This is a genomic window from Variovorax nivicola, assembly GCF_051216475.1.
Classification (GTDB): domain Bacteria; phylum Pseudomonadota; class Gammaproteobacteria; order Burkholderiales; family Burkholderiaceae_C; genus Variovorax.
Genome location: NZ_JBPJZK010000005.1, coordinates 673,946 through 699,947 on the forward strand (window position 1 = coordinate 673,946; position 26,002 = coordinate 699,947).

Annotated in this window: 25 protein-coding genes; 7 read left to right on the plus strand and 18 right to left on the minus strand. The window is 66.8% G+C overall.

Going from position 1 to position 26,002, the window contains the following annotated elements:
* Nucleotides 1-6: 6 nt before the first annotated feature.
* The 5 genes from ACSFBF_RS23425 to ACSFBF_RS23445 all read right to left on the minus strand — a co-directional run bounded on the left by ACSFBF_RS23425 (nt 7) and on the right by ACSFBF_RS23445 (nt 4,587).
* Nucleotides 7-321 (minus strand): hypothetical protein, encoded by a 315-nt coding sequence (locus ACSFBF_RS23425; RefSeq protein ID WP_435471134.1) that lies wholly within the window; start codon nt 319-321, stop codon nt 7-9.
* A gap of 194 nt (nt 322-515) precedes the next feature.
* On the minus strand, nt 516-1,268 hold the full coding sequence (locus tag ACSFBF_RS23430) for an aldolase (RefSeq protein ID WP_435471136.1): 753 nt from the start codon (nt 1,266-1,268) through the stop codon (nt 516-518).
* 28 nt (nt 1,269-1,296) lie between these two features.
* Entirely contained in the window at nt 1,297-1,944 is a 648-nt protein-coding gene (locus ACSFBF_RS23435) for a 2-dehydro-3-deoxy-6-phosphogalactonate aldolase (protein WP_435471138.1), read from the minus strand.
* Nucleotides 1,941-2,849, minus strand: coding sequence for a 2-dehydro-3-deoxygalactonokinase (locus ACSFBF_RS23440; protein WP_435471140.1), 909 nt, complete (start codon nt 2,847-2,849; stop codon nt 1,941-1,943). The genes ACSFBF_RS23435 and ACSFBF_RS23440 overlap by 4 nt, the downstream gene beginning before the upstream one ends.
* Before the next feature lies 1 nt (nt 2,850).
* Nucleotides 2,851-4,587, minus strand: coding sequence for an IlvD/Edd family dehydratase (locus ACSFBF_RS23445; protein WP_435471142.1), 1,737 nt, complete (start codon nt 4,585-4,587; stop codon nt 2,851-2,853).
* A 149-nt stretch (nt 4,588-4,736) separates the two neighbouring features.
* On the opposite strand from ACSFBF_RS23445, the gene ACSFBF_RS23450 reads away from it, so the two are divergent.
* The 5 genes from ACSFBF_RS23450 (at nt 4,737) to ACSFBF_RS23470 (ending at nt 9,837) form a co-directional block, all read left to right on the plus strand.
* Complete coding sequence (locus ACSFBF_RS23450) at nt 4,737-5,480, plus strand: FadR/GntR family transcriptional regulator (protein ID WP_435471144.1); 744 nt, start codon at nt 4,737-4,739, stop codon at nt 5,478-5,480.
* A gap of 111 nt (nt 5,481-5,591) precedes the next feature.
* Nucleotides 5,592-6,974, plus strand: a complete 1,383-nt coding sequence (locus tag ACSFBF_RS23455; RefSeq protein ID WP_435471146.1) for an ABC transporter substrate-binding protein — start codon at nt 5,592-5,594, stop codon at nt 6,972-6,974.
* A 43-nt stretch (nt 6,975-7,017) separates the two neighbouring features.
* Nucleotides 7,018-7,899: a carbohydrate ABC transporter permease gene (locus ACSFBF_RS23460; protein WP_435471148.1), complete on the plus strand. Its 882-nt coding sequence runs from the start codon at nt 7,018-7,020 to the stop codon at nt 7,897-7,899.
* A complete protein-coding gene (locus tag ACSFBF_RS23465; protein WP_435471150.1) occupies nt 7,896-8,747 on the plus strand; it encodes a carbohydrate ABC transporter permease in 852 nt (283 codons plus the stop codon). Before ACSFBF_RS23460 ends, ACSFBF_RS23465 begins: the two co-directional genes overlap by 4 nt.
* Before the next feature lie 19 nt (nt 8,748-8,766).
* Nucleotides 8,767-9,837 (plus strand): ABC transporter ATP-binding protein, encoded by a 1,071-nt coding sequence (locus tag ACSFBF_RS23470; protein WP_435471152.1) that lies wholly within the window; start codon nt 8,767-8,769, stop codon nt 9,835-9,837.
* A 10-nt stretch (nt 9,838-9,847) separates the two neighbouring features.
* Here ACSFBF_RS23470 and ACSFBF_RS23475 read toward each other — a convergent pair whose 3' ends face one another.
* Both ACSFBF_RS23475 and ACSFBF_RS23480 read right to left on the minus strand, forming a co-directional pair.
* Entirely contained in the window at nt 9,848-10,888 is a 1,041-nt protein-coding gene (locus ACSFBF_RS23475; protein ID WP_435471154.1) for an endonuclease/exonuclease/phosphatase family protein, read from the minus strand.
* A gap of 89 nt (nt 10,889-10,977) precedes the next feature.
* Nucleotides 10,978-12,789, minus strand: coding sequence for a DEAD/DEAH box helicase (locus ACSFBF_RS23480; RefSeq protein WP_435471156.1), 1,812 nt, complete (start codon nt 12,787-12,789; stop codon nt 10,978-10,980).
* A gap of 287 nt (nt 12,790-13,076) precedes the next feature.
* Between ACSFBF_RS23480 and ettA the strand changes: the two genes are divergently transcribed.
* The gene (ettA, locus tag ACSFBF_RS23485; RefSeq protein ID WP_435471158.1) at nt 13,077-14,738 is read left to right on the plus strand and encodes an energy-dependent translational throttle protein EttA; all 1,662 of its coding nucleotides are present in this window, start codon (nt 13,077-13,079) and stop codon (nt 14,736-14,738) included.
* A gap of 3 nt (nt 14,739-14,741) precedes the next feature.
* On the opposite strand, the gene ACSFBF_RS23490 is transcribed toward ettA, so the two are convergent.
* Genes ACSFBF_RS23490 through ACSFBF_RS23510 form a run of 5 tightly spaced genes read right to left on the minus strand, consistent with a single transcriptional unit; the run spans nt 14,742 to nt 19,913 of the window.
* Nucleotides 14,742-15,203 (minus strand): carboxymuconolactone decarboxylase family protein, encoded by a 462-nt coding sequence (locus ACSFBF_RS23490; protein ID WP_435471160.1) that lies wholly within the window; start codon nt 15,201-15,203, stop codon nt 14,742-14,744.
* Nucleotides 15,121-15,618, minus strand: a complete 498-nt coding sequence (locus tag ACSFBF_RS23495) for a MerR family transcriptional regulator (RefSeq protein ID WP_435471162.1) — start codon at nt 15,616-15,618, stop codon at nt 15,121-15,123. The genes ACSFBF_RS23490 and ACSFBF_RS23495 overlap by 83 nt, the downstream gene beginning before the upstream one ends.
* A 51-nt stretch (nt 15,619-15,669) precedes the next feature.
* On the minus strand, nt 15,670-17,427 hold the full coding sequence (pabB, locus tag ACSFBF_RS23500) for an aminodeoxychorismate synthase component I (protein ID WP_435471164.1): 1,758 nt from the start codon (nt 17,425-17,427) through the stop codon (nt 15,670-15,672).
* A 19-nt stretch (nt 17,428-17,446) separates the two neighbouring features.
* Nucleotides 17,447-18,859, minus strand: coding sequence for a TAXI family TRAP transporter solute-binding subunit (locus ACSFBF_RS23505; RefSeq protein ID WP_435471166.1), 1,413 nt, complete (start codon nt 18,857-18,859; stop codon nt 17,447-17,449).
* 16 nt (nt 18,860-18,875) lie between these two features.
* Nucleotides 18,876-19,913, minus strand: coding sequence for a P1 family peptidase (locus ACSFBF_RS23510; RefSeq protein ID WP_435471168.1), 1,038 nt, complete (start codon nt 19,911-19,913; stop codon nt 18,876-18,878).
* Nucleotides 19,914-19,953: 40 nt separating this feature from the next.
* On the opposite strand from ACSFBF_RS23510, the gene ACSFBF_RS23515 reads away from it, so the two are divergent.
* Nucleotides 19,954-21,258, plus strand: coding sequence for an NAD(P)/FAD-dependent oxidoreductase (locus ACSFBF_RS23515; protein ID WP_435471170.1), 1,305 nt, complete (start codon nt 19,954-19,956; stop codon nt 21,256-21,258).
* A 43-nt stretch (nt 21,259-21,301) separates the two neighbouring features.
* Here the strand turns inward: ACSFBF_RS23515 and ACSFBF_RS23520 are convergent, their stop codons facing one another.
* The 6 genes from ACSFBF_RS23520 to ACSFBF_RS23545 form a co-directional block, all read right to left on the minus strand.
* Nucleotides 21,302-21,592, minus strand: coding sequence for a copper-binding protein (locus ACSFBF_RS23520; protein ID WP_435471172.1), 291 nt, complete (start codon nt 21,590-21,592; stop codon nt 21,302-21,304).
* A gap of 32 nt (nt 21,593-21,624) precedes the next feature.
* Complete coding sequence (locus ACSFBF_RS23525) at nt 21,625-22,071, minus strand: DUF411 domain-containing protein (RefSeq protein ID WP_435471174.1); 447 nt, start codon at nt 22,069-22,071, stop codon at nt 21,625-21,627.
* 10 nt (nt 22,072-22,081) lie between these two features.
* Nucleotides 22,082-22,600, minus strand: a complete 519-nt coding sequence (locus ACSFBF_RS23530; protein ID WP_435471176.1) for a cupredoxin domain-containing protein — start codon at nt 22,598-22,600, stop codon at nt 22,082-22,084.
* A 26-nt stretch (nt 22,601-22,626) separates the two neighbouring features.
* Nucleotides 22,627-24,018: a multicopper oxidase family protein gene (locus tag ACSFBF_RS23535; RefSeq protein WP_435471178.1), complete on the minus strand. Its 1,392-nt coding sequence runs from the start codon at nt 24,016-24,018 to the stop codon at nt 22,627-22,629.
* 1 nt (nt 24,019) lies between these two features.
* Nucleotides 24,020-25,498 (minus strand): TolC family protein, encoded by a 1,479-nt coding sequence (locus ACSFBF_RS23540; protein ID WP_435471180.1) that lies wholly within the window; start codon nt 25,496-25,498, stop codon nt 24,020-24,022.
* Nucleotides 25,499-25,575: 77 nt separating this feature from the next.
* Nucleotides 25,576-25,992, minus strand: coding sequence for a hypothetical protein (locus tag ACSFBF_RS23545; RefSeq protein ID WP_435471181.1), 417 nt, complete (start codon nt 25,990-25,992; stop codon nt 25,576-25,578).
* Nucleotides 25,993-26,002 lie beyond the last annotated feature (10 nt).

A 26,002-nucleotide genomic window follows, 5' to 3' on the forward strand; every position in this document is an offset into this window, starting at 1 on the left:
TCTTCATCAATAGCGGTAGGGGTTGTTGGGGCGGCGGTCGTAACGGTTGGGCACACCGTCACCGTCGTTGTCTCGGCGGCCACCATGGCGGCGGCCGTCTTCCCAGCGGCGATCGTAGTAGTGGTCGCGGCGGTAGCCGGGGCCGTAATAGTGGCGCGGCGGAGGTGGCGGTGCGTAGTAGCGGCGCGGAGGCGGCGGTGCGGGCACGACGTACACCTGCGCCTGAATGAAGTTTCCGCTCGCATGGGCCTGGGCCGGAACGGTGAGCGTGGCCAGCGACAGAAGGGCCGCGGCGCCGAATGCAAAAGAAAGCTGTTTCATGTGATCCCCCGGTTGTGGTTGGAAGCCTCATCCTCGCGGCGTTGTGTGAAGTTGGTGTAAGGCTGGAGCGAATTCGGATGAAGAGCTGTAAGCCCGTGCGCGCAGGACGCGGCGCGGTCCAGACACAATTGTGAATGGACTTCACCCGCGAGACACGTCCCGCAGGTAGGCCATTGGCCGTATCGGCCGGAAGTTCAGCCGCGCGGGGCGGGCAGCATGCGGCGCAGGGCTTCGAAGAACAGGTCCGACTGCTCGCGCTCGCCCTGGATCTGCGCCGCCACGTGCGCGGCCAGCTTCGCATTGACCGGCACCAGCGGGCGGCCGGTCGACTGCGCGATCACCTGGTGCAGGCAGGCGCGCTCCAGGTAATAGAGGTCGTCGTAGGCGTGAGCGATGTTGCCGCCCGCCACGATCACGCCGTGGTTCGCGAGAAAGGCCACGTCCTTGCCCGCCATCGCGCGGGCGATGCGTTCGCCCTCCGCGTCGTCGAGCGCCAGGCCGTTGTATTCGGCGTCGATGGCGACGCGGTTCATGTAGCGCATGGCGTTCTGGCTGGCGGTCGGGTCTAGCGCGCGGTCGACCGTGATCGTGAGCGCCGTGGCGTACGGCATGTGGCAGTGCAGCACGACCGCATGGCCCGTGATGCGATGCACCGCGCCGTGGATGAAGAGGGCGGTGGGCTCCACGCGATGGCGCCCGGCGAGCACCTCGCCGTGCACGTCGATCAGCACGATGTCGTCGGGGCCGATCTCGCTCCAGTGCAGCCCGCGCGGGTTGATGAGGTAGCGGTCTTGCGCGCCCGGCAGCATCACGCTGAAGTGGTTGCAGACGCCTTCGGACAGCCCGTGGTGGGCGGCGGCGCGCAGGGCCAGGGCGAGGTCTTCGCGCAGCTTGCGGACGGCAGGGCTGGCGTAGGTGGCATCGGCGGACATCGAGGGGCTCTCCATTTTTCTTGTTGCGCAGGAAGGGCGTAGATCAGGCGAGGGTTGTGCCCGTCCAGGCCGCGATGAATTTCTTCGCGTCGTCGCGCACCGCCGCGGCCTGCTTGCCGGGCTTGTAGAGCGCGGAGCCGATGCCGAAGCCGGCAGCCCCGGCCGCACGCCATTCAGCCATGTTCGCGGGCGTGATGCCGCCCACGGGCATCACCGGCGTGCCGGCCGGCAGCACGGCCAGCAGCGCCTTCACCACCGCAGGCGAGGCCAGCTCGGCCGGGAACAGCTTGAGCCCGGTGGCGCCGGCAGCGAGCGCGCCGAAGGCTTCGGTCGGCGTCATGACGCCCGGCAGGCAGACCATGCCGAGCCGTACGGCTTCGGCGATGACCTCGGCGTTGAAGTTGGGCGAAACGATCAGCTCGCCGCCGGCCGCATGCACCTCGCGCACCTGCTGCGCGCCGAGCACCGTGCCGGCGCCGACCAGCGCATGCGGAAAGCGCTTGCGCATCAGCGCAATGCTTTCCAGCGGCTGCGGCGAATTGAGCGGCACTTCGAGCAGCCGGAAGCCGGGCTCGACGATGGCATCGCCGACGTCGGCGGCCTCTGCGGGCGTAAGGCCCCGCAGGATCGCCACCAGGGGCAGCTCGCGCATCGCGGCGCCGAATTTGTCGAGGGGTGTTGGGGTGCTCATGCGGGAATTCTGTCGGAATCGAGAAAGCCGGACAGCGCATGCAGCCCGGCCCAGGTGGCTTCGGCCCCCAGTGTGCGTGTGGCGACGCCGGTGGCACGCAAGGCCAGCGTGTAGCGCTGCGTGAGGGTTGACGAGCCGATCAGGATCACTTCGCCGGCTGCCTGCAGCGACTGCGTGCGCAGTTCTTCGCCAATCAGCAGGCCCGAGAGGTAGCTTGCGAGCTCTTCCTTCGGCATGCGTTCGAACAGCGCGAGCGTGCGCGTGCCGAAGGCGTTGTGCAGCAGCCCGTGTCCGTTTTCGGAGCGGGTCACGCCTTCGAGGAACGAGGCTTCATCGAGCGGCGCCGATGCATCGAGCGTGCGCGCCAGGATCGAGTGCTGGCTCAGCAGCGCATAGAACTCGCCCGTCATGTAGGTACGGAAACCTGCGACGCGGCCCTTTTTTACCGTGACCCATTTGTTGTGCGTGCCGGGCAGTACAAAGACGCCTTCGCTCAGGCCGGTGAGCTCCATCGCGCCGAAGATCTGCACCTCTTCGCCGCGCATCACGTCGGGCACGCCGGCATGCTCGTCGCTCAGGCCGGGCACGATCGCGATGCGGGCGCCGGGAATGGCATCGATGTCGATGATCTTGCGGCCCACTTCGACGCGGCCCGCGGGGCAGGCGCAGTAGGGTGCTTCCACCCAGCCCTGCTTGCTGCCGGCCATGCCGGAGATCAGGCAGCGCGTGCCCTCAAGGCGCATCCAGTCGCCGAACAGCGTCTCGAAGACGGCGGGAAAGCCGCCTTCGGGCACAGTGAGAATGCCGCGCGCATCGCTGCGCTCTTCCAGCACCTTGCCGCCGGCATCCAGCAGTGCGCCGCGAAGGGAACTCGTGCCCCAGTCGATTGCTACCAGTCTTGTCATCTCAGTGATTGTCGCGCGGCACGAATGCCCCGCGGCGACCACGCAGGAAGGCCAGGTCGGCTCCCTGGTCAGCCTGCAAAACTGTATCGACGTACAACTTCCAGTAACCAGAGTCGAGCGGTGCCTTCGGTGCCACCCATTTCGCGCGGCGCTCGGCCAGTTCTTCGTCGCTCACATGCAGATGCAATTTACGGTTCGGCACGTCGAGCTCGACGATGTCGCCGTCTTGTACCAGCGCCAGCGGGCCGCCCGCGGCCGCTTCGGGCGCGGTGTGCAGAACCACCGTGCCGTAGGCTGTGCCGCTCATGCGCGCGTCGCTGATGCGGACCATGTCGGTGATGCCCTTGCGCAGCACCTTCGGCGGCAGCGGCATGTTGCCCGCTTCGGCCATGCCGGGGTAGCCCTTGGGGCCGCAGTTCTTGAGCACCATGATGCAGTGCTCGTCGATGTCGAGGTTCTCGTCGTCGATGCGCTTGTGCAGGTCTTCGGCGCTTTCGAACACCACCGCACGGCCCTTGTGCACCAGCAGCTCGGGCGTGGCCGCGCTGGGCTTGATGATGGCGCCGTTGGGTGCGAGGTTGCCGCGCAGCACGCAGATGCCGGCCTTCTCCTTGAAGGGCTCCGCCAGCGTGCGGATGACTTGCGGGCCGTAGTTCTCGGCGTCCTTCACGTTCTCCCACAGGCTCTGGCCGGTGACGGTGAGGATGTCCTTGTGCAGGTGCTCTGCAATTTCCTTGATCACGACCGGCAGGCCGCCCGCGTAGCAGAAGTCTTCCATCAGGTACTGGCCCGACGGCTGCAGGTTCACGAGGCAGGGCAACTCGGCGGCGAGGCGGTCGAAGTCGTCGAGCGTGAGGTCGACACCGATGCGGCCCGCAATGGCCAGCAGATGGATCACGAAGTTGGTCGAGCCGCCGATGGCCGCGTTGACCTTGATCGCGTTCTCGATGGCCTGGCGCGTGAGGATCTTCGACATGTTCATGTCTTCATGAACCATGTCGACGATACGCCTGCCCGCCTGCCGTGCCAGCACGTTGCGGCGGCCGTCCACGGCGGGGTAGGCCGCATTGCCCGGCAGGCCCATGCCCAGCGACTCGACCATGCTGGCCATGGTGCTCGCGGTGCCCATCGTCATGCAGTGGCCGTGGCTGCGATGCATGCAGCTCTCGGCCTCGAAGAATTCCTGCAGCTTGAGCGTGCCGGCGCGCACCTGTTCGCTCATCTGCCACACGCCGGTGCCCGAGCCGAGCTCTTGTCCGCGCCACTTGCCCGAAAGCATCGGGCCGCCCGACACGCCGATGGTCGGCAGGTCGACGCTGGCTGCGCCCATCATCAGTGCGGGAGTGGTCTTGTCGCAGCCCATGAGCAGCACCACGCCGTCGAGCGGGTTGCCGCGGATGCTTTCTTCCACGTCCATGCTCGCGAGGTTGCGATACAGCATGGCGGTGGGCCGCAGCAGTGTTTCGCCGAGCGACATCACGGGGAATTCGAGCGGGAAGCCGCCCGCTTCATACACGCCGATCTTCACCTGCTCCGCGAGCGTGCGGAAGTGCGAGTTGCAGGGCGTGAGTTCGCTGAAGGTGTTGCAGATGCCGATGACCGGGCGACCGTCGAACTGGTCGTGCGGCACACCCTTGCCCTTCATCCAGCTGCGGTAGATGAAGCCGTCGCGGTCATGGCGGCCGAACCATTGCTGGCTGCGAAGTTCACCGGGTTTTTTCTTTGGGGCGGTGCTCATGGAATGTCTCTCTTTGTTGTCGATGCGTGGGCTCAACCCTCAGGGTTTGTCCTGCCGATCTGCGGTTTCAATCATCATATGATAAGCGTGAACAATGCGCCGGAGCCTTAGTGTTTTCGAGCGGCGAGATACCAGATTTCACATCGCACATGATCAAGAACATCCACGGTCGCACGCTCGAACTCCTCGGTGAAGCCGTGGTGGCGGGGCGCTATGCGATTGGCGCGTCGATCCCCTCCGAGCCCGTGCTCGGCGAGGAACTCGGCGTGAGCCGCACCGTGGTGCGCGAGGCCATCAAGTCGCTGGCGGCCAAGGGCCTGATCGTCACGGGACCGAAGGTCGGCACGCGCGTGCTGCCCAAGGACAAGTGGAACTGGTTCGACCCCGACGTCATCACCTGGCAGGCACGCGCGGGGCTCACGCCTGAGTTCCTGCGCGACCTGCAGGACCTGCGCCGCGTGGTGGAGCCGGCGGCAGTCAGGCTTGCGGCCGAGCGGGCCACGGCCACCGACATCGAGGAAATAGAAAGCGCCTTCGCGGGCATGAAGGAGGCCGTGGAGAACGGCGGCGATTACGTCACCTTCGACCTGCGCTTTCACAACGGCCTGCTGAGCGCAGCAGGCAACCGCATGCTGTCGCAGATGAGCAAGGTGCTCAATGCGTTGCTGCGCACCAGTTTCGAAATTTCGACCACCAAGCCTGACGGCCCCACGCTTTCGCTGCCGCTGCATCGCGCGGTGCTCGATGCGGTGATCGCGCACGACCCGGCCAAGGCGGAGCTCGCGATCATTCGTCTCATCGACGGCGCGCGTCAGGACATTGAGGACGTGTTGGGCTCGCGCCGGCGATTGCCGCGCCTGAGCAGGCCACCGCCCAGGCTCAAGGCCAGTTAGCTGGTCGCATTTGCGCCATCTACGCGTTTGTCCGCAGTTCGCATCCGGTTCTTTCACCCTACGCTCGCGCCCCGAGCAAATTCCACCCAAGAGAAGAAGGAGACATCAACCATGAAACTCGTCAAGTCGCTGATTGCGCCGACGCTGGTCGCGCTGGGCCTGCTTTCAGCAGGCCACGCCGCCGCGCAGGAAAAACTCACCGTATGGTGGGTCAAGGGCTTCTACAAGGCGGAGGACGACGCACTGTTCGCCGCCATCAAGAAGTTCGAGGAGAAGAACAAGAACGTGAAGATCGAACTGTCGCAGTACCCGATCCAGGACATGATCCCCAAGACCGTGTCCGCGCTCGACTCGGGCAGCCCACCCGACGTGGCGTACGCCGACGTGTACGACTTCCAGGTCACCGGCAAGTGGGCCTACGACGGCAAGCTCGAAGACATCAGCAGCGTGCTCACGCCCATGAAGGACCGCTTCGCGCCCAACACGCTGGAGACCACCTACCTCTACAACGACCAGACCAAGACCAAGGCCTACTACGCCTTCCCGATCAAGCAGCAGACGATGCACATCGAGTACTGGCGCGACATGCTGGCCGAAGCGGGCTTCAAGGAGTCGGACATCCCGACCACCTGGAAGGAGTACTGGTCGTTCTGGTGCGACAAGGTGCAGCCCGCCAGCCGCAAGGAAAGCGGCAAGCGCAACTTCGGCATCGGCATGCCGATGGGCGTTGATTCGAGCGACGCGTTCTATTCGTTCCTGACCTTCATGGACGCCTACAACGTCAAGCTGGTGGACGACAACGGCAAGCTGCTGGTCGACGACCCGAAGGTGCGCACCGGCCTGATCGGCGCCATGACCGACTACACCACGCCCTACACCAAGGGCTGCACGCCGCCTTCTTCCACCAGCTGGAAGGACCCGGACAACAACGTCGCGTTCCACAACAAGACGACCGTGATGACGCACAACGCGACCATCTCCATTGCCGCCAAGTGGCTCGACGATTCGAACAACGCCTCGCTCACGCCCGAGCAGCGTGAAGAAGCGCGCAAGAACTACACCGAGCGCATCCGCACGGCAGGCTTTCCGAGCAAGCCCGACGGCAGCAAGATGGTCTACCGCACGGCCGTGAAGACCGGCGTGGTGTTCAAGGACGCGAAGAACAAGGCTCGCGCCAAGGAGTTCGTCACCTTCCTGCTGCAGGAAGAAAACCTCACACCGTACGTCGAGGGTTCGCTGGGCCGCTGGTTCCCGGTGACCAAGACCGCGCAGCAGCGTGACTTCTGGAAGGCCGACCCGCACCGCCTCTCGGTCTACAACCAGTACGCCTCCGGCACCGTGACCTTCGAATTCACCAAGAACTACAAGTTCACCGTGCTGAACAACGAGAACGTCTGGGCCAAGGCCATGAGCCGCGTCGTGACCGACAAGGTGCCGGTGGACAAGGCCGTGGACGAGATGATCGCGCGCATCAAGACGGTGGCGGGGCAGTAAGCCGCGCACGCACGGCACCCGTCAACAACAGCAGCTGCATGCCATGAGCGCCACTGCCACCGCCACCGCGTCGACCACATCGGCGCCTGTCGTCAATCTCGGGGCGCGGCATGCGCGCTGGCAGTTCTGGGGCGCGGTCATGGTCGTGCCCTACCTGCTGGTGTTCGTGGTGTTCGTGCTGTACCCGGTGGGCTACGGGCTTTGGCTCGCCCGCCATCCGCAAAGCTACGTGAAGCTGGTCGAAGATCCGATCTTCTTCCGTTCGGTGGTCAACACGGCCATCTTCCTGGTCGTGGCGATCAACATCAAGATGCTCGTGGCGCTGGTGCTCTCGGGCTTCTTCGTAACGTCTCGCTGGTGGATCAAGATCATCTCGGCGATCTTCATCCTGCCGTGGGCGATGCCCTCGATTCCGACCATCCTGTCGATCCGCTTCATGCTGAACCCGGAGTGGGGCGTGATCAACAGCACCATCTTTCGCCTGACCGGCGCCGATGGCCCCAACTGGCTCAACGATCCCTCGCTGGCACTGGCCTTCGCGATGATCGTGCACATCTGGAAGTCGCTGCCGTTCTGGACACTCATCCTGGTGGCGGGGCGGCTGGCCATTCCCACCGAGCAATATGAAGCGGCCTCGGTCGACGGCGCATCGTCGTGGCAGAAGTTCCGCTTCGTGAGCTGGCCTGCGCTCAAGACGCTCTACATCACCTCGCTGATCCTCTCGATGATCTGGACGCTGGGCGACTTCAACAGCGTGTACCTGCTGACCGGCGGCGGCCCCGCCGACCTGACGCACGTGCTCGCCACGCTGGGCATCCGCTACCTGCGGCTCGACCAGGTCGACCTGTCGATGGCGTCCATCGTGGTGGCCCTTCCATTGGTGCTGCCGCTCGTGTACTTCATGATGAAGAGGCTCTCGAAATGAAGCGCTGGACCCCCAAGGCCGTGGCGACCGAGGCCAAGCTGCTGCTCATCGGCATTCCGGTGCTGCTGTGGACGCTGATCCCGGTCTATCACATGGTTCTGTTCGCGATCTCGTCTAAAGACTCCGCGACCTCGGGCCATCTGTGGCCCAAGAATCCGACGCTGGACAACTTCCGCATCGTGTTCCAGCAGAAGCACTTCTACCTCGACCACTTCTGGCTGCAGCTGTGGAACTCGCTGCTGATCGCGGTGTCGGTAGGCGCGCTGACGCTCTTCGTGGCGACCACGGCAGCCTTCGCGATCAGCCGGCTGCGCGTGCGCGGCGGGCGCACGGTGATGAACCTGGCGCTGTTCACGTACTTCATTCCGGCGGCGTTCCTGGCCGTGCCCATGTACAAGACCATGGGCAACTACGGCCTGCTCAACAGCCAGTGGGCGCTGATCCTCGCGATGGTGACCATCGCCTCGCCGTACTGCATCTGGGTGCTGAAGCAGGCGTCGGACAAGCTGCCCTACGAGCTCGATGAAGCCGCGCGCATGGACGGCGCCTCGCCGCTGCAGCTGTTCCGCCTCGTGTACCTGCCGCTGATGGTGCCGTCTCTGGTGGCCGTGGGCACGTATTCGCTGCTGCTGGCCTGGAACGAGTACCTCTATGCCTTCCTGCTGCTGTCGAACGACAAGAGCGTGACGCTGGCGGTGGCGCTGGGCAGCTTCCTGTCGGCCGACGATTCGCCGTGGGAGCTGCTGATGGCAACCGGCCTCATCTACGCACTGCCGCCCGCGGCTATTTACTACGCATTCAAGCGCTACATGGTCGGCGGCCTCACCGCTGGCGCCGTCAAGAGCTGAACGATTTCAGGGACAACACATGGCATCCGTATCCTTTCGCAATATCGAGAAATCCTTCGGCAAGGTCCAGATCATCAAGGGCCTGGGCTTCGACATCACCGACGGCGAGTTCGTCGTGCTGGTCGGCCCGTCGGGCTGCGGCAAGTCGACGCTGCTGCGCATGCTCGCGGGCCTGGAAGACATCAGCGGCGGCGAGATCGTCATCGACGGCCGCGTGGTCAACGACCTCGAGTCGAAGGACCGCGACATCGCCATGGTGTTCCAGAGCTATGCGCTGTACCCGCACATGACGGTGGGCGAGAACATGGGCTTCAGCCTGCGGCTGCGCAACGCCGAGAAGTCGGTGACCGACGAGCGTGTGGCCAGGGCCGCAAAAATTCTCAACCTTGATGCGCTGCTGGGCCGCTATCCGCGCGAGCTCTCGGGCGGCCAACGCCAGCGCGTGGCCATGGGCCGCGCCATCGTGCGCGACCCGAAGGTTTTCCTGTTCGACGAGCCGCTGTCGAACCTCGACGCCAAGCTGCGCGTGGCGATGCGCGCCGAGATCAAGGCGCTGCACCAGCGGCTGAAGACCACCACCGTCTACGTGACGCACGACCAGATCGAGGCCATGACCATGGCCGACCGCATCGTCGTGATGCACGACGGCATCGTCGAGCAGATCGGCACGCCGCTGGACTTGTACGACCGGCCCGACAACCTGTTCGTCGCGCAGTTCATCGGCTCGCCGTCGATGAACGTCCTCGAAGGCACGGTGCGGCGTTCGGGCGGCGACTGCTGGGTCGAGTCGCAGGGCGCGCGCTGGCCGGTTCCCATCGGTACTTCGGCGGCCGATGGCCAGCCGGTGCACTACGGCATCCGGCCCGGCGACATGACGCTCGGCGGCGGCTCGCACGGCGTGGAGGCCAGGGTGATCGTGGTCGAGCCCACGGGCGCGGAGACCGAACTGCTGGTGCAGGTCGGTGAAGCCAAGCTGGTGCTCGCGGTGCATGGCCGCGTTGACGCCGGACCCGACGACACGGTGCGGCTGGCCATCGAGGCCGAGAGCGTGCACATGTTCGACCGGCAGACCGGCCGCCGCATGGGCTGAGTCGCCAGGGTCAGGCCGTGCGCAGCCGCAATAGGGCGCGCACGAAGCCGTGGTCGGAGCGCGAGCGGTCGCGCCCTTCGTGCAGGTGGTCGTTGAAGTAGTCGACACGCCGCACGTCGCCCAGGCTGTGCCGGCTGCTGGCGACGAACTCCTCGCTCACGAGGATCTGGTCGAGCACATCCGGAAAGCCCTGGTGGATGTGCGAGTACGCCACGTCCTTCTTGAGCGCCGACTCGCCCTGCATCTCGTAGGCGTTGAACAGCGCTACATCGCGCGCGGCCTTGTCGTAGGCCACTTCGGAGGTGGCCGCCACGAGCTGCGTGGTCACGCTGTGCGGGTTGTCGTTGAAGTCGCCCATCACCACGAGCGGCACGTTCGTGCCCTGCAGCAGATCGATGACGATGCAGCGCAGGGCCGCGGCCTCCGCGCCGCGCATCAGCAGAGAGCGCAGCGACGCCATCACGCCGATCTTGCGGTCGTCGCGGTCCTCGAGGTGGTTGCCCTGCGCATCCTGCAGGAACTTCGGGCGCTTGGACTTCAGGTGCACCGTGAGCACATGCACCTGCTGGCCGTGCTTCATGCGCACCGTGACCAGCAGGGGAGGCCGCTCGAAGCGCGTGTGCGGACCGAGGCCGGGCACGTCGACGCCGAAGCCCGGTGGAAAGTCGACGAAGGAGCGGACCTCGTCCACCTTCAGCCGCGTTGCTATGCCTACGCGCGGCGTGCCTTGTGCGCCCGTCCTTGCCGGCGTGCCCTCGGGGCTCCCGGGCGGCGGCGTGTTCTCGGCGCCGGGCACCGAGACGAAGTCGTAGCGCAGGCCGCTGCGCGCAATGGCCGCCTTCAACGCCGACTCGTCCCACACCTCCTGCACCGCCAGCACGTCGGCGTTGAGCGCATGGAAGCGCTCGCCTGTCCAGTCGATTTTTCGCTCGTACTCGCGCTCGGTGTAGGCGTCCTGGTTCTCGTAGTACACGCGGTTCGGGGCCGCGAGATTGAGGAGGTTGCAGGTGGCTACGAAGAGGGTGGCGTAGTTGGGTGGTATGTATTGCATGGCGGAACGATTGTGCCGATGCACCAAAGAAAAAGGGCACCGAGGTGCCCTTTCTTCATGTTCCGGGGCAGGTGTTCTGCCCGTGGATATCAGCGACCGAACGAACGGCCGCCGCCACCGCCACCCGAGCGGTTGCCACCACCGCCGCCACCGTAGCCGCCACCACCACCCGAACGGCCACCGCCGCCCGAACGGTTGCCGCCGTAGCCACCACCGCCGCCGCCACCCGGGCGACCGCGTCCGCGGCCACCACCCATGTGGTCGACGCTCGTGCGCAACGGATCCGGCTGGCCGGCACCGCCTGCGACTGCTTCGGCACGCAGGTGCGCGACCTGGTTGGCTTGCGTCGGGCTGTGGCTGTTGCCGTGATGGCGCGGCTGGCGCTCGTCATGCGGCAGATGGCCCTGTTGGTGCTGCGGGGCATGGTGCGGCGTGCGTGCCGGACCTTGCGGGCCGCGGCCCTGCGGCGGGCGGGCGCCCTGGCCGCGCGGACCCTGGCCTTGGCCCTGTCCACCGCCGTTGTTGGCATTGCGGCCTTGACCGCCGCCCTGGCCACCGCCACGGCGCTGACCGCCGCCATTGCCGCCGCCACCGCCGTTGCCAGCACCCTGGCCGGCCTTGTTCTCGCGGATGCGCTGCAGCATCTCGGTGCGGGCGGCCTTGGCGGCTGCCTGCATCACGTCGCGGCTTGGCGGACGACCGGCGCCGCCCCAGATCGTCTGGCGGCCCATGGCGATCGGTTCGGCGCGTTCGCCGTCTTCAGGGCCGAAGCCTTCGACCAGCTGCACCGGAATCGTCTGCTTGGTGAAGCGTTCGATTTCCTGCATGAAGCCTTCTTCGTCCAGGCACACGAAGCTCACGGCCTCGCCGCTCGAACCGGCGCGGCCGGTGCGGCCGATGCGGTGAACGTAGTCTTCGCTGACGTTCGGAATCTCGTAGTTCACGACGTGCGGCAGCTCGTCGATGTCGATGCCGCGGGCCGCGATGTCGGTGGCCACCAGCGCGCGGATGTCGCCGCTCTTGAAGCCGGCCAGCGCCTGCGTGCGCGCGCTCTGGCTCTTGTTGCCGTGCAGCGCCATCGCCTCGATGCCGTTCTTGGTGAGGAATTCGGCCACGCTGTTGGCGCCGAACTTGGTGCGCGTGAACACGAGCACCTGGCTCCACTTGTTCTCGTTGATGATGTGCGCGAGCAGCGCCTTCTTCTTGCCGCGGCCCACGGGGTGGATCACCTGGGTGATGCGCTGCACGGTGGTGTTGCGCGGCGTGACCTGGATGCTTTGCGGGTTCTTCAGCAGCGTGGCGGCCAGGTCGCGAATTTCGTCGCTGAAGGTGGCCGAGAACAGCAGGCTCTGCTTTTCCTTGGGCACCAGGGCCAGGATCTTCTTCACGTCGTGGATGAAGCCCATGTCGAGCATGCGGTCGGCTTCGTCCAGGATCAGCATCTGGACCTGGCTCAGGTCGAGCATGCCTTGCTGCTGCAGGTCGAGCAGGCGGCCGGGGGTGGCCACGAGGATGTCCACGCCCTTCTTGAGCTTGCTGATCTGCGGGTTCATGCCGACGCCGCCGAAGATCACGGTGGAGTCGAGCTGCAGGTATTTGCCGTAGGTGCGCACCGACTCTTCGACCTGTGCCGCGAGTTCGCGCGTGGGGGTCAGCACGAGGGCGCGGATGCCGGTGCCGCCGAACTTGTTGGTGGCGCTGCGACTCATGCTGAGCTTGTGCAGCATCGGCAGCGTGAAGGCGGCCGTCTTGCCGGTGCCGGTCTGGGCGCCGCCGAGCAGGTCGTGGCCGTCGAGAACGGCGGGGATGGCCTGCGCCTGGATGGGGGTGGGGGTGTCGTAACCGTGCTCGTGCACAGCCTTCAAGATGGCAGGAGCCAGCTTCAGTTCATCAAAATTCATTGGAAACAATAAGCGCCATACACGGCGCAGTGGCATCGGCCCGCTTGGCGTCTTGTTGACGCCGAGCCAGTCAAGGCAGATGAAGGTCAGGGGTGGGAGCCGAAAAACCCGTCGTGATAAAGGGCTTTCTTCGTCCCCGGCAGAGAGCCGGTGTTGCGGGCAACTGGACCCGGCAACGGTGGCTATTGTCGCATGAGTCGATAATGTGTGGTTTGCCGCGCCCGAATACCGCTTTCGGGCGCCCGCGCTTTTCCCGAATCTCCGCTACCCAAGGTAACTACCCCCAGATGGCTCAATACGTCTATTCGATGAACCGCGTCAGCAAGACCGTGCCGCCCAAGCGGCAGCTCTTGAAAGACATTTCGCTCTCTTTCTTCCCCGGCGCCAAGATCGGCGTGCTCGGCCTGAACGGCTCGGGCAAGTCCACGCTGCTCAAGATCATGGCGGGTGTGGACAAGGAGTTCGAGGGCGAGGCGCTGCCCATGCCGGGAATGACGATCGGCTATCTGGAGCAGGAACCCAAGCTCAACACCGAGCACACGGTGCGCGAATCGGTCGAAGAGTCCATGGGCGCGGTGTTTGCGGCCAAGGCGCGCCTCGAAGAGGTGTACATCGCCTATGGTGCCGAAGACGCCGACTTCGACGCGCTGGCGGCCGAGCAGGCCCAGCTCGAAGCCATCATCGCCACCGCCGGCACCGATTCCGAACATCAACTGGAAATCGCCGCCGATGCCCTCCGCCTTCCGCCGTGGGACGCGAAGATCGGCCTGCTGTCAGGTGGCGAAAAGCGGCGCGTGGCGCTGTGCCGCCTCTTGCTGTCCAAGCCCGACATGCTGCTGCTCGATGAGCCGACCAACCACCTGGACGCCGAATCGGTGGAGTGGCTCGAAGTGTTCCTGCAGCGCTTCACAGGCACCGTGGTGGCCATCACCCACGATCGCTACTTCCTCGACAACGCGGCCGAGTGGATCCTGGAAATGGACCGCGGTCGCGGCATTCCCTGGAAGGGCAACTACAGCACCTGGCTCGAGCAGAAGGGCGAACGCCTGGCGCAGGAGCAGAAGAGCGAAGAAGCTCACGCCAAGGCGCTGAAGAAGGAGCTGGAGTGGTCGCGCCAGAACCCGAAGGCACGCCAGGCCAAGAGCAAGTCACGCCTGGCCCGCTTCGAAGAGCTGAGCGACATGGAATACCAGAAGCGCAACGAAACGCAGGAAATCTTCATTCCTGTGGCCGAGCGGCTGGGTCAGCAGGTGTTCGAGTTCCACGGCGTCAGCAAGTCCTTCGGCGACCGCATGCTGATCGACAACCTGAGCTTCACCGTGCCGCCAGGCGCCATCGTCGGCATCATCGGCCCGAACGGCGCCGGCAAGTCGACGCTGTTCAAGCTGCTCGCGGGCAAGGAGCAGCCGGACGCCGGCAGTGTGGTCATCGGCTCGACCGTCAAGGCGGCTTTCGTCGACCAGCACCGCGACGAGCTCGCCAATCAGAAGACCGTGTGGGAGGACATCTCGAACGGCCTGGACATCATCAACGTCGGCAAGTTCCAGATGGCCAGCCGTGCGTATGCAGGTCGCTTCAACTTCAACGGTGCGGACCAGCAGAAGAAGGTCGGCACGCTGTCGGGCGGCGAGCGCGGTCGTTTGCACCTCGCCAAGACCCTGATCGCCGGCGGCAACGTGCTGATGCTCGATGAACCGTCGAACGACCTGGACGTGGAAACCTTGCGCGCGCTCGAAGACGCGCTGCTCGAATTCGCCGGCACGGTCATGGTGATCAGCCATGACCGCTGGTTCCTCGACCGTATCGCCACGCACATCCTGGCCGCCGAAGGCGACAGCCAGTGGACCTTCTTCGACGGCAACTACCAGGAGTACGAAGCCGACAAGAAGAAGCGCCTCGGCGAAGAAGGCGCCAAGCCCAAGCGCATGCGCTACAAAGCCCTGAAGTAAGCCTTAGGCGGCTTCGGTCGCTTCAGCAAGAGCGCGCGGTTCCGCAAGGGGCCGCGCGCTTTTTTCATCGTCCGCCGCGAAAACCTCGCGTGCGGCGAAGATGCCGTTGAGCGCCGCCGGGAAGCCCGCGTACACCGCCATCTGCATCATGATTTCGATCACTTCCGTGCGCGTGACGCCGACGTTCAGTGCGGCCTGGATGTGCACCTTCAGCTGCGGCGCTGCATTGCCCATGGCCGTGAGTGCGGCCACCGTTGCGATCTCGCGGGCGCGCAGGTCGAGGCCGGGGCGCGAGTAGATGTCGCCGAACGGAAACTCGATCACCAGGCGGGCGAAGTCGGGCGCGATGCCGGCCAGGCTCTCGACCACCTTGACGCCGCCTTCACCGTCGATCTCGTGCAGCTTGGCCAGTCCGCGCGTGTAGCGCAGGTTGTCGTCGTGGCCCTGGTTCTGTGTGTTCGTCATTGCTCGTCTTTCCTTCCGGGGCAGTGCCCGATGAAGGAGGACGCTTCTTCGTCTTCTCGACCGCGCGGTAGTGGTCGATCTTGAACGACAGCGCCTGCATGGATTGCTGCAGCGCCGCCATCTTGGCCTGAACTTCGGCGAGATGCTGTTCGAGTATCTCGCGCCGTTCGCCGACGCTGGCGTCCCCCTGGTTTCGAAGCCTGGCGAAGGCTTGCATGCCCTGGATGGGCATGCCGGTCTCGCGCAGGCGCAACAGGAAAGCCAGCCAGTCCATGTCGGCGCTCGCATACCGCCGCTGGCCGCCTGGTGCACGCGGCACCGCGGCAATCAGCCCGATGCGTTCGTAATAGCGCAGCGTGTAGGCCGTGAGGCCGGTTCGCTCTGCGACTTCCGCAATGGTCAGACTGGTTTCCATGGCGTTGATTCTCGAAATTAGAGCGCGCTCTAAGTCAAGCGCTTTGTCGAACTATTTTTGCGGGACATTCAGATAGGCATCCAGCCAGCCGCGCAGGCTGTTCACGAAGGCCAGCGCCTGCACCCGGGGCAGATCGTCCACCCGCACGACCGTTTCGGCAAGCTGGCCGCTGCGCACGCGGCCGGCGCGGCCGATGCCGTTCAGCAAACCACAGTGCAAGGGCGGTGTGACCCAGCAGCCGTCGAGCAGCAGGGCGATGTTGCCGCGCGTGCATTCGGTGATCTCGCCGTCGCGGTTCCAGAGCAGGGTGTCGAACACGCCCGGAGCGGTGGGCGCGAAGGCTTCGTAGTGGGCGCGGCGGGTGGTCTTGAAGCGGGTGAAGTCGCTGCCCGATTCATCGAAGCTGCGGTCCGCGAGCTGCAGTTGCACGCGTGCGGGCGGCGCTTCCATCGCGAAGGCTTCGGCGCGGGGCGTGCCTTGTGCGTCGAGCAGCAGGCGCACGCGCCACGTGCTGTTCGCGTGCTGTGCTTGAAGACGATACAGGCAGGCGGCGACCTGCGCTTCGTTCCACGCGTAGCCGAAATGCCGGGCGGCGTTTGCCATGCGTGCCAAGTGCGCCGGTGCATCGCGCAATTCGCCTTCCGCCAGCGCCAGCGTTTCGAGCAACTCGAAAGGCGGCTTCGCGGGTCGCCTTGCGTGCGACAGGAAGGCGCGCTTGTGCCGCCACTCCTCCCACTCGGCATCGGCTTGCGCATCGGCGGTGATGCCGCTTCCGATGCCGCAACGCGCCTCGCCACCGCGCAGCGTGACTGTGCGAATCGGCACATTGAAAGTCGCATGCCCGCCGGGCTGCACCACGCCCACGGCGCCGCAGTACACACCGCGCGCCTCGGGCTCCAGTTCGCGGATCATGCGCATTGCGCTGACCTTGGGCGCGCCGGTGATCGAGCCGCATGGAAACAGCGCCCCGAACACGTCGGCCAGCGTGGTGCCTTCGCACACGACGGCTTCGACGTCCGATGTCATCTGCCACACGGTCGGCAGCGCCTCGGTGTGGAACAGCCGAGGCACGCGCACCGAGAAGGGCCGGGCCACGCGCGAGAGGTCGTTGCGGATCAGGTCCACGATCATCACGTTCTCGGCCCGTTCCTTCGGCACGGTGCGCAGCCGCTGCGCCAGCGCCTCGTCTTCGGCGGGCGTGGCGCCGCGCGGGGCCGTGCCCTTCATGGGGCGCGTCAGGATGCGGTCGCCATGCCAGTCGAAGAAGAGTTCGGGTGACACCGACAGCACCTGCTCTTCGCCGGTGTCGATGAAGGCGGTGTAGCCGACGGGCTGCGCCTCTCGTAGCGCAAGGAACCAGTCGCGTGCATCGCCGTGAAAGCCGGCATGCAATGCAGCGGTGTAGTTGAGCTGGTAGAGCTCACCGTTCGCAATCGCGCGGTGAATGGCCTGCATGCGCCCGTCGAAGTCGGCGCGCGAGAGGCTGTTTTGCCAATCGACAGTGGGCACTGGCGAAGCGTCGTTCCCGGCTGCAGGCCAGGGCAGCGCTTCGTCGTGAATGCCGAACCAGGCCAACGGCCCGTCCGCTGCATGCACCGCGAATGCGGGATCGAAGGCCGCCGCAGCCTCGTAGCGCAGATACCCCACGCACCAGCGTCCCTCGCGCGCCATAGCCTCGACGGCTTCGAGCACGGGTCGCACTTCGGCTGCCGTCCGCGCCACCAGCACGCGCGAAGGCGCACCGAAAGACAGGCGCAGCCGGCTCGCGCCGTCACCGCGCGGCTGTGCGAAATCGATCAGCGTGCGCAAGGTCGAATGCAGGGCGCCATCAGGCGGTATCGTTCGCCGCGGTCGTCGGCCCGGCCCCACCGCCCGCTCCGCCTGCGCTGCCTTGCGGCGCACGGGCCAGCACCCGCTTGCGCACCGCATAGATGTTGTTGCGCAGCGCATAGAGCTCGTCGGCGTACGACAGCGGCACCGCCACCTTGTTCACCACGTGGTCGAGCTGGTCGAGGTCTTCGAGCAGGGACTTCTGTTCGGCCTCCTTCACTTCCGTCTTTGCATCGACCTTGGCCTCGATGTCGCGCAGTCGCGCATACCAGCGGAACACGCGCCGGCGCACACGGAACTGGTACAGCGGCGGCACCACGCGGCTCAGCGGCAGCATCAACACCAGCAGGCCGCCCAGCACCAGCCACATGCGCTCGACCAGGTTGCTGGCCCAGAAGGGCAGGTAGCGCTGCCAGATCGGCGGCGTGCCGTTGATGGCGCGGTCGCCCTCGGGGCTCACCGGCAGTTCGCTGGTGCGGGTGTTGGGGAAGTCGCGAGCCCGGTTGAACCAGCCGGCGCCGCTGTGCACCGATTGCGCCGCCTGCGCGAACAGCTGGCGCAGGGCCGGGTGGGTTTCGTCGCGCGACAGCAGCGAGGTGGTGGCCGCGAGCAGCGCCACGTCGTGCGGCGGCAGGTCTTTCGAGAGGTCGACCACGCCGCGCGGCAGCGTCACCGCCGAGAGGAACGGAAAGCGCCGCGAGTAGGCGTCGGCCTGACCGAAGTCCATGAGCTTGATGTCGTCCGAGCGCAGCAGGCGTTGCACCTGCGGCGATTGCGGCGCGGAAGACAGCACGATGGCATCGAGCAGTCCGGCCGCCAGCGCCTCGGCGGCCGACGCCTGTTCGAGGTTCGACAGCAGCAGGTCGTCGGGGCCCAGCCTGTTGGCCTTGAGCAGGCGCTCCATGATGTCCGGAAGCCCGCTGCCCTGCAGGTCGATGTTCACGCGCAGGCCGCGCAACTGGGCGAGCGTGGTCAGCGTGCCGGTCTTGCGATCGATCTTCTGCGCCGAGTCGGCGCGGTAGAAGAGCCAGATCGGCTCGTAGAACAGGCTGCCGAGCGAAGTGAGGCCGGCTTCTTCGTCGGCCACCGGGTCGGCGCTGCCGCCGCGCACGAAGGCCACGTCGGCACCGCCGGTGCGCAGCAACTGCAGGTTCTCGGTCGAGCCCGAGGTGGGCTTGAGCTCCACTTCGATGCCGCTGTGCTTGAGGGCTTCGGCATAGCGCTTGCCGAACTGCGCATATGCGCTGCCGGTGGGGCCGGTGGCCAGCGTCACGTGCTTGGGCGGCTGCGGCTGCAGCCACCAGTAGGCGGCAATCAGCAGGCCGATGACGATGAAAATGATCGGCCCTGCCGACGCGATCAGGTCGCGGATCGACAGCAGGATCAGCTTCAGGGTTCTGGGGAACGCCATGGTGGTCTTCTCGTGTTCAGCCGCGCGCTGCGGCGAGATCCGCCGCGCAGGGAATGTGCAGCTCGCCCACCGTCACCGTGCGCGCCGCATGCACCGCGCGCAGCGTGGCAATGGCCACCGCCTCGGCGGCCATGGTGCTGAGCACTGTCATGCCGGGAGCGTTGCCTTCCAGTGGCACGCGGCCGGTGGCCAGCGCGAACAGCGTGTCGCCGTCGCTCATGGTGTGCACCGGGTTGATGGAGCGCGCCAGCCCGTCGTGCGCGACCATGGCGAGCCGGTTGGCCTGCACCTTGGTCAGCACCGCGTCGGTGGCGATCACACCGATGGTGGTGTTGGTGCCCGCCAGCAGCGGCTTGGGGCTGTCGCCGCGCAGCAGGGCGCGGCGGGTGTCCAGCAGCGCCTTGCCGTCTTCGGTGCGCGCGCCGGCCACGGGCTGGCCGGTGTTGTGGTCGATCACGTCGCCCAGCGAATTCACCGCAATCAGCGCGCCCACAGTGACGCCGCCGACCGTGACCGATGCGGTGCCGATGCCGCCCTTCATCGCGCGATGCACGCCAAAGAGCTTGCCCACCAGCGCGCCGGTGCCCGCGCCTACGTTGCCTTCGGCAGGTGCCGCGGTGCTAGCGGCCTCGCAGGCGGCATAGCCGGCCGCGGCGTCGGGGCGGATGCGCGCGTCGCCCATGGGCAGGTCGAACAGCACGGCCGCCGGCACGATGGGCAGGGTGCCGAAGCGCACGTCCATGCCGATGTTGCGTTCTTCCATCCAGCGCATCGCGCCATCGGCCGCCGCCAGGCCCCAGGCGCTGCCGCCCGCGAGCATCACGGCGTGCACCTGCTGCACGAGGTTGCCGGGCGCGAGCAGGTCGGTCTCGCGCGTGCCGGGGGCGGCGCCGCGAACGTCCACGCCGGCCACGGCGCCGTCGCGGGCCATGACAACAGTGCAGCCGGTGGGGCGGCGGGTGTCGGAGAAGTGGCCGACTTCGATGCCGGCAACGTCGGTGATGGCGCCGGCGGCACCGGAGGGATGGGAGGGGGTGGAAGACGAGGCAGACATGGCGGCCGATTATGAGACCGCACCCTCTACGATCCCCACCATGACAGTTGCAAGAAGTTTCTCCTCCCCCGACGGCGGCCGCCGTCATGTCGTGGTGATCGGCGCAGGCGCGGTGGGCAGCGCCACCGCTATCGAGGCCTTGCGCGCGGGCCTGCGCGTGACGGTGGTGGAGCCCGGCGAACCGGGCGGTCCGCAGGCCACGAGCTACGGCAATGCCGGTTGGCTGTCGTCGCACTCCGTGGTGCCGCCCGCGCTGCCGGGGGCCTGGCGCAAGGTGCCGGGTTGGCTGGCTGACCCGCTCGGGCCGCTCGCCCTGCGCTGGCGCTACCTGCCGCGGGCCCTGCCATGGCTGCTGCGTTACCTGGCTTCGGGCTGGACCGAGGCGCGCGTGCAGCGCACGGCCGATGCACTGCGCACGCTGCTGGCCGACGCGCCCGCGCTGCACGCGCAACTGGCCGCCGAGGCCGGCGTGCCGCAGCTCATCGAGCGGCGCGGGCTGCTGCACGCCTACCGCTCGCGCGCAGAGTTCGACGGTGATGCGCTGGGCTGGCGTGTGCGTGGGCGCGTCGGCGTCCGGTGGGAAGAATGGCCGGAAGACGAACTGCGCCGCCGCGAGCCCGATCTGGCGGCGCGCTACACGCTCGGCATCTTCGTGCCCGAGGCCGGCCACTGCCGCAATCCGGGCGCCTACGTGGCTGCCTTGGCGCGGCATGCGCTCGATGCGGGCGCCGAGCGAATCACCGCCCGCGCGACGGGTTTTCGCATCGAGGGCGGCCGGCTGCGCGCCGTGCGCACCGAGGCCGGCGAGATTGCCTGCGACGGCGCCGCTATCTGCGCCGGTGCCCGTTCGGGCCCGCTGGCCGCAGCGGCCGGCTCAGCGGTGCCGCTGGAGTCTGAGCGCGGCTACCACGTGGTCGTCGAAGACGCCGCGGCCGGCCCGCGCACGCCAACCATGGTGGCCGACGGCAAGCTCATCGCGCACTGGATGGACGGCGGCCTGCGCGCGGCAGGGCAGGTCGAGATCGCGGGCCTCGAAGCGGCGCCCGACTGGCGCCGCGCCGAAATCCTGCACGAGCATCTGCAATCGATGTTTCCGTCGCTTGCACGGCCCGCGCCGGGCGCGCCTTCCGTGAAGCATTGGCTCGGACACCGCCCGAGCCTGCCCGACGGGCTGCCCTGCATCGGCCCGTCAGGCGCCAGCGCCGACATCGTGCTGGCCTTCGGGCATGGTCACGTCGGCCTGTGCGGCTCGGCGCGCACGGGGCGGCTGGCAGCGCAGCTGCTCGCGGGTGTTGCGGCGGAGATACCGCTGGCGCCCTTCGATCCGGGGCGCTTCAAGTCCTAGAGTTCGCCGCGCTCCAGTTCCGCAAGACGCACGCAGACGGACCTCAGTTCGCTGGCGCTATCGACAGCACCGTGAGTGCGCCGTCGACCTTGTCGGCCGTGAACTGCACCTTGTCGCCGGGCTTCACCTTCGTGAGCAGCGCGGGGTCGCTCACGCGGAAGACCATCGTCATGCCCGTCATCTCGAGATTGGGAATGTCGCCGTGCTTCAGAGTGATCTTCTTCGCATCAAGGTCGATCTTGCGGACCTCGCCTTCGACGGATGGCAGGGCGGCTTGCGCGAAGGCGGCTGCGGCGAGCAGGGCGGCGGAGAGTGCGGTGAACAGTTTCTTCATGATGAGTTTGCTTTCCTCGGTAGTTGGTTGATTCAGCGATAGCTTTGATAGATGCGCGTGCTGCCGTCGGCCTGCACCAGCAGCACGTCGTAGGGATCGCGCTGATCGCCGTAAGCCGGGCCGTCCATGCCCGGCGAGCCAACCGGCATGCCGGGCACCGCGAGGCCGATGGCCTTGGGCTTTTCCTTGAGCAGCCGCTGCACTTCGCGTGCGGGCACATGGCCTTCGATGGCGTAGCCGCCGACGAGGCCCGTGTGGCACGAGCCCAGCTTGGCGGGCACGCCCAGGCGGGTGCGTGCCGCTGCGTTGCCTTCGTCGTGCACGCGCGTGGCGAAGCCGCTCTTGTTGAGGTGCTTCACCCAGTCCTGGCAGCAGCCGCAGTTCGGGTCTTTCCAGATCTCGACCGTCGGCGCCGCGGCCATCGCAGTGAAAGGCACGGCAGTGGAAGCCAGTGCCAGCAGCAGGTTTCTTCTTTGCATGGGTTCTCCTTCAGGACTTGCCGGAGGCAGGCAGCACGCGGATGCGGCCGGCCATGCCGAGCTCGTAGTGATCCTTCACGAGGCAGGCGAAGTCGAAATCGCCAGCGCGGTTGAAGGTCCAGACCATGTCGCCGGTCTTGCCGGCGGGCACGTGCACCATCCACGGGTCGTCGTGTTCCATGTCCGGGAATTTCTTCATCATGGCCGCGTGGGCTTCGATCTCGGCGGTGGTGCCGAGCACGAGTTCGTGCAGTTCCTTGCCGCGGTTCTTCAGGCGCAGGCGGATGGTGTCGCCTTCGCGCACTTCGATGACCGAGGGCGTGAAGGTCATGTCGTCGGCCATTGCGATGTCGATGGTCCGCTTCACCGCGCCGGCCTTGCCTGCGATGCCCCAGGCCTTCTGCTCGGGCGCGAGCGCGGCGGCGCCTTTGGGCTTGGGGCCGTTGTGCGCTTCGTGCGCCAGCGAAGCAGTGGCGACAGCCGCGAGCACGAGGCCCGCTGCGATGGACTTGATGAGTGTCTTGTTCATGAGTTGAGCTCCAGAAATGAAACGGATCAGTGGTTGTGTGCGCCAGACCCGGAGGGCTTGCGCACGGTTGCGTCGGGGGTGCCGCTCTTCATCGACGGCGCGGGCGTTTCCTTGCGCGTGGCCGGCGGCACGTTCGCGTTCGGCACTTCGCGTGCGACGGTGCCGGGCGGGTGCTTGAACCAACCCGGGTCGCGGTAGTCGCCGGGCTTCTGGTCGCGCCGCACTTTCAGCAGCGTGAACATGCCGCCCATCTCGGCGGAGCCAAAGGGCCCGGTGCCGGTCATCATCGGCACGGTGTTGTCGGGAATGGGCATTTCCATTTCGCCCATGTCGGCCATGCCCTTGTCGCCCATCACCATGTAGTCGGGCACGAGCTTGCGGATCTTCTCGGCCACGCCCTTGTGGTCCACGCCGATCATGGTCGGCACGTCGTGGCCCATCGGCCCCATGGTGTGGTGCGCCTTGTGGCAGTGCAGCGACCAGTCGCCTTCCTCGTCGGCGATGAATTCCATCTGCCGCATCTGGCCCACCGCCACATCCACCGACACCTCGGGCCAGCGCGCGGTGCGCGGCACGGGGCCGCCGTCTGTACCGGTCACCTCGAACTCGTGGCCGTGGATGTGAATGGGGTGATTGGTCATCGTGAGGTTGCCCACGCGAATGCGCACGCGGTCGCCCTTGCGCACGTTGAGCGTGTCGATGGCCGGGAACACGCGGCTGTTGAAGCTCCAGATGTTGAAGTCGGTCATGGTGTTGACCTTGGGCGTGGCGCTGCCGGGCTCCACGTCGAAGCTGCCGAGCAAAAAGCAGAAGTCACGCTGCACCGGGTCGATGAGCGGATGGTTCTCTTTCGGATGCGTGACCCAGAAGCCCATCATCCCCATCGCCATCTGCACCATCTCGTCGGCATGTGGGTGGTACATGAAGGTGCCGGGCCGGCGCGCAGTGAACTCGTAGACGAAGGTCTTGCCCGGCGGAATGTGCGGCTGCGTGATGCCGCCCACGCCGTCCATGCCGTTGGGCAGGCGCTGGCCGTGCCAGTGCACGGTGGTGTGCTCGGGCAGCCTGTTCGTGACGAAGATGCGCACGCGGTCGCCCTCGACCACCTCGATGGTTGGGCCGGGCGACTGGCCGTTGTAGCCCCACATGTTGACCTTGAAGCCGGGCGCCATCTCGCGCACCACGGGCTCGGCGACGAGGTGGAATTCCTTGACACCGGCGTTCATGCGCCAGGGCAGCGTCCAGCCGTTGAGCGTGACGACGGGGTTGTAGGGGCGGCCGTTCGGTGGAACAAGTGGCGGCGCAGCGGCGGTGGAGCCTTGCGAAACGGGTTCGGGCAGCGCTGCCATGGACACACGGCTGACGGTGGTTGCGGCGACGGCAGTGGCTGCGCCTGCGAAGAAGTTGCGACGGTTCATTTCAATGGCCTCCCGTTGCGGGGGCATCGCCGGCCGATGCGGTCTGCGCAGCCGTCATTCCACCGGGCGAGCTGCCCGTGAGCACCAACTGCAGATCGGTGTCCGCCAGCCAGAAATCGCGCTGCGCCTCGATGCCGGCGTTCACGGCGAGCATGCTGGCGCGCGTTTCGCTGAGCAGCTCCCACACGCTGGCGAGCATGCCGTTGTAGCGCAGCACCATCTCTTCGTTGACCTTCTTGCGCAGCGGCAACACCTCGTCGCGGTAGCGGCGGGCAATGGCGTAGGCGGTGTTCCAGCCCTGCCACGCTTCGCGCGCCTCGCTCGTGGCGAGCACGCCCACGTCGCGCACGCGGGCGGCCGACTGCAGGTACTGCGCCTCGGCGCGGCCGTTGCGAGCCTGGCCCCAGTCGAAGATCGGAATGGGCAGGTCGAGTTCGAAGCCGCGCTTGGTCTTTTTCGTGCGATCGGCGTCGTTGTCGAAGGTGGTGTTGCGCACCACGCCCAGTTCCATCGCGTTGATCACGCTGGTGGCATGCGTCAGGCCGAGCGAGCCGGCCACGGCCGAGTTCTGCGCTTGGGCCGAGCGAACGTCTAGACGGTCGCGCAGCGCCAGCGCCTGCACGTCGCCCAGTTCCGGCGCGGCCTTCGGCAGCGGTGGCAGGCGGTCTGGCAGGGTGTAGCTGGCGGCGCGGTCGCCGCTCAGCCCGAGCAGTCGCGTGAGCTGCTCGCGCGAGGCAACGGCCGCTTGCTCGGCCCGAGCGAGCTGCGCGGACGCATCGGCCAGCAGCAGTTGTTCGCGCGTGCGCTGCAGGGCACTCCAGTTGCCGACCTGGGCCATGCGGTGCGCGAGTTCGGCGCCCGCTTCGGCCGCTTCCTTCGCGTCGCGCAGGTAGACCACGCTCTGCTGCGCCGCCACCGCGCGCACCCAGGCGCGGCGGGTGTCGGCGGCCAGCATTAACACGCTCTGCGCAGCCTGCAGCTTGGCCGCCTCGTGCCGTTGGCCGGCCCAGCGGGCCTGCCATGGCAGCGTGACCAGGCCCACCACATTGAAGCTGAGCATCCGCTCGAACTCGCGTTCGCTGCCCTGCGCCAGGCGGCTGAAGGAAAGCATCGGATTCGGCAGGCTCGCGGCCTGCACGCGATCGGCATCGCTCAGCTGCAGGGTGGCAAAGGCGTCCTGCACGCGCGGGCCGTTGATGAGCGCGATTCGCACCGCGGCTTCGACGTCCAGCGGCTTGGCGAGCAGTGCATCGACGCTCTTTTGCGAGGCCTCGTCAGGTGTGCGCTGGGCTGCGGTGCCAGCCATCAGCGGGTTGCCGGAGACCAGCGCCTGCACGTCGGCGGTGCCGCCGTCGGGCGAGAGGCTGGCGCAGCCGGCCAGTATTAGGACGCTTGCGAATGCAGCGGCGCGTTTGAGCAGCGCGCTACTTCTTCGATAGCAAGGGGGGCCGGCACGCTGCCGGCGAACAATGTGGTTCACGCTCGATCTCCATGAGCAATACGACGGACGCTGCGAGCCGGAATGGGCTCACTGCGGACGGACTACGGGCAGGGAGATCAGGAAATGGGCGGCTTCAGGCCCGGTGCGGGCTCTGCGCTGGCGAAGCGGGCCGCGTGTGCTGCGGGCGGCGCCTGGGGCGCGCTGTGCACGATGTTGACGAGGGGCATGCCGCCAAGCGCAACCGTATGGCAGACCTGGCAGGCGGTGCAGGTACCGCAGCCTTGATGGCCGGCGCCGTCGTTGCTGCTGTTGTCATGCGAACCGGCGTGGTCCGCCATGTCCATGTGCATGTCCGTGCTGTTGCTGTCATCCATCGCCTCGTGGCAATGGGCTTCGGTGGCCGCAGTCGCCATGGACACGGCCGCCTCTGCCGTCGGCAGCGAATGCCGCACCATCTCTACCGCCATGGCATCGCCGAGCCAGCCGCGGATGGGCAGCAGGACGATCATGAGGGCGAGCAGCAAGGTGCGCATGGGGCGGGAT

Excerpts from the sequence above, each read along its gene's own strand:
- ACSFBF_RS23490 (WP_435471160.1), bottom strand. The coding sequence starts at position 15,203 with ATGACGAACACACAGAACCAGGGCCACGACGACAACCTGCGCTACACG.
- ACSFBF_RS23430 (WP_435471136.1), bottom strand. The coding sequence starts at position 1,268 with ATGGAGAGCCCCTCGATGTCCGCCGATGCCACCTACGCCAGCCCTGCC.
- ACSFBF_RS23470 (WP_435471152.1), top strand. The coding sequence starts at position 8,767 with ATGGCATCCGTATCCTTTCGCAATATCGAGAAATCCTTCGGCAAGGTC.
- ACSFBF_RS23445 (WP_435471142.1), bottom strand. The coding sequence starts at position 4,587 with ATGAGCACCGCCCCAAAGAAAAAACCCGGTGAACTTCGCAGCCAGCAA.
- ACSFBF_RS23535 (WP_435471178.1), bottom strand. The coding sequence starts at position 24,018 with ATGAACCGTCGCAACTTCTTCGCAGGCGCAGCCACTGCCGTCGCCGCA.
- ACSFBF_RS23450 (WP_435471144.1), top strand. The coding sequence starts at position 4,737 with ATGATCAAGAACATCCACGGTCGCACGCTCGAACTCCTCGGTGAAGCC.
- ACSFBF_RS23505 (WP_435471166.1), bottom strand. The coding sequence starts at position 18,859 with ATGGCGTTCCCCAGAACCCTGAAGCTGATCCTGCTGTCGATCCGCGAC.
- ACSFBF_RS23515 (WP_435471170.1), top strand. The coding sequence starts at position 19,954 with ATGACAGTTGCAAGAAGTTTCTCCTCCCCCGACGGCGGCCGCCGTCAT.
- ACSFBF_RS23495 (WP_435471162.1), bottom strand. The coding sequence starts at position 15,618 with ATGGAAACCAGTCTGACCATTGCGGAAGTCGCAGAGCGAACCGGCCTC.
- ACSFBF_RS23520 (WP_435471172.1), bottom strand. The coding sequence starts at position 21,592 with ATGAAGAAACTGTTCACCGCACTCTCCGCCGCCCTGCTCGCCGCAGCC.
- ACSFBF_RS23465 (WP_435471150.1), top strand. The coding sequence starts at position 7,896 with ATGAAGCGCTGGACCCCCAAGGCCGTGGCGACCGAGGCCAAGCTGCTG.
- ACSFBF_RS23530 (WP_435471176.1), bottom strand. The coding sequence starts at position 22,600 with ATGAACAAGACACTCATCAAGTCCATCGCAGCGGGCCTCGTGCTCGCG.
- ACSFBF_RS23425 (WP_435471134.1), bottom strand. The coding sequence starts at position 321 with ATGAAACAGCTTTCTTTTGCATTCGGCGCCGCGGCCCTTCTGTCGCTG.
- ACSFBF_RS23475 (WP_435471154.1), bottom strand. The coding sequence starts at position 10,888 with ATGCAATACATACCACCCAACTACGCCACCCTCTTCGTAGCCACCTGC.
- ACSFBF_RS23510 (WP_435471168.1), bottom strand. The coding sequence starts at position 19,913 with ATGTCTGCCTCGTCTTCCACCCCCTCCCATCCCTCCGGTGCCGCCGGC.
- ACSFBF_RS23545 (WP_435471181.1), bottom strand. The coding sequence starts at position 25,992 with ATGCGCACCTTGCTGCTCGCCCTCATGATCGTCCTGCTGCCCATCCGC.
- ettA (WP_435471158.1), top strand. The coding sequence starts at position 13,077 with ATGGCTCAATACGTCTATTCGATGAACCGCGTCAGCAAGACCGTGCCG.
- ACSFBF_RS23440 (WP_435471140.1), bottom strand. The coding sequence starts at position 2,849 with ATGACAAGACTGGTAGCAATCGACTGGGGCACGAGTTCCCTTCGCGGC.
- ACSFBF_RS23480 (WP_435471156.1), bottom strand. The coding sequence starts at position 12,789 with ATGAATTTTGATGAACTGAAGCTGGCTCCTGCCATCTTGAAGGCTGTG.
- ACSFBF_RS23525 (WP_435471174.1), bottom strand. The coding sequence starts at position 22,071 with ATGCAAAGAAGAAACCTGCTGCTGGCACTGGCTTCCACTGCCGTGCCT.
- ACSFBF_RS23460 (WP_435471148.1), top strand. The coding sequence starts at position 7,018 with ATGAGCGCCACTGCCACCGCCACCGCGTCGACCACATCGGCGCCTGTC.
- ACSFBF_RS23455 (WP_435471146.1), top strand. The coding sequence starts at position 5,592 with ATGAAACTCGTCAAGTCGCTGATTGCGCCGACGCTGGTCGCGCTGGGC.
- ACSFBF_RS23435 (WP_435471138.1), bottom strand. The coding sequence starts at position 1,944 with ATGAGCACCCCAACACCCCTCGACAAATTCGGCGCCGCGATGCGCGAG.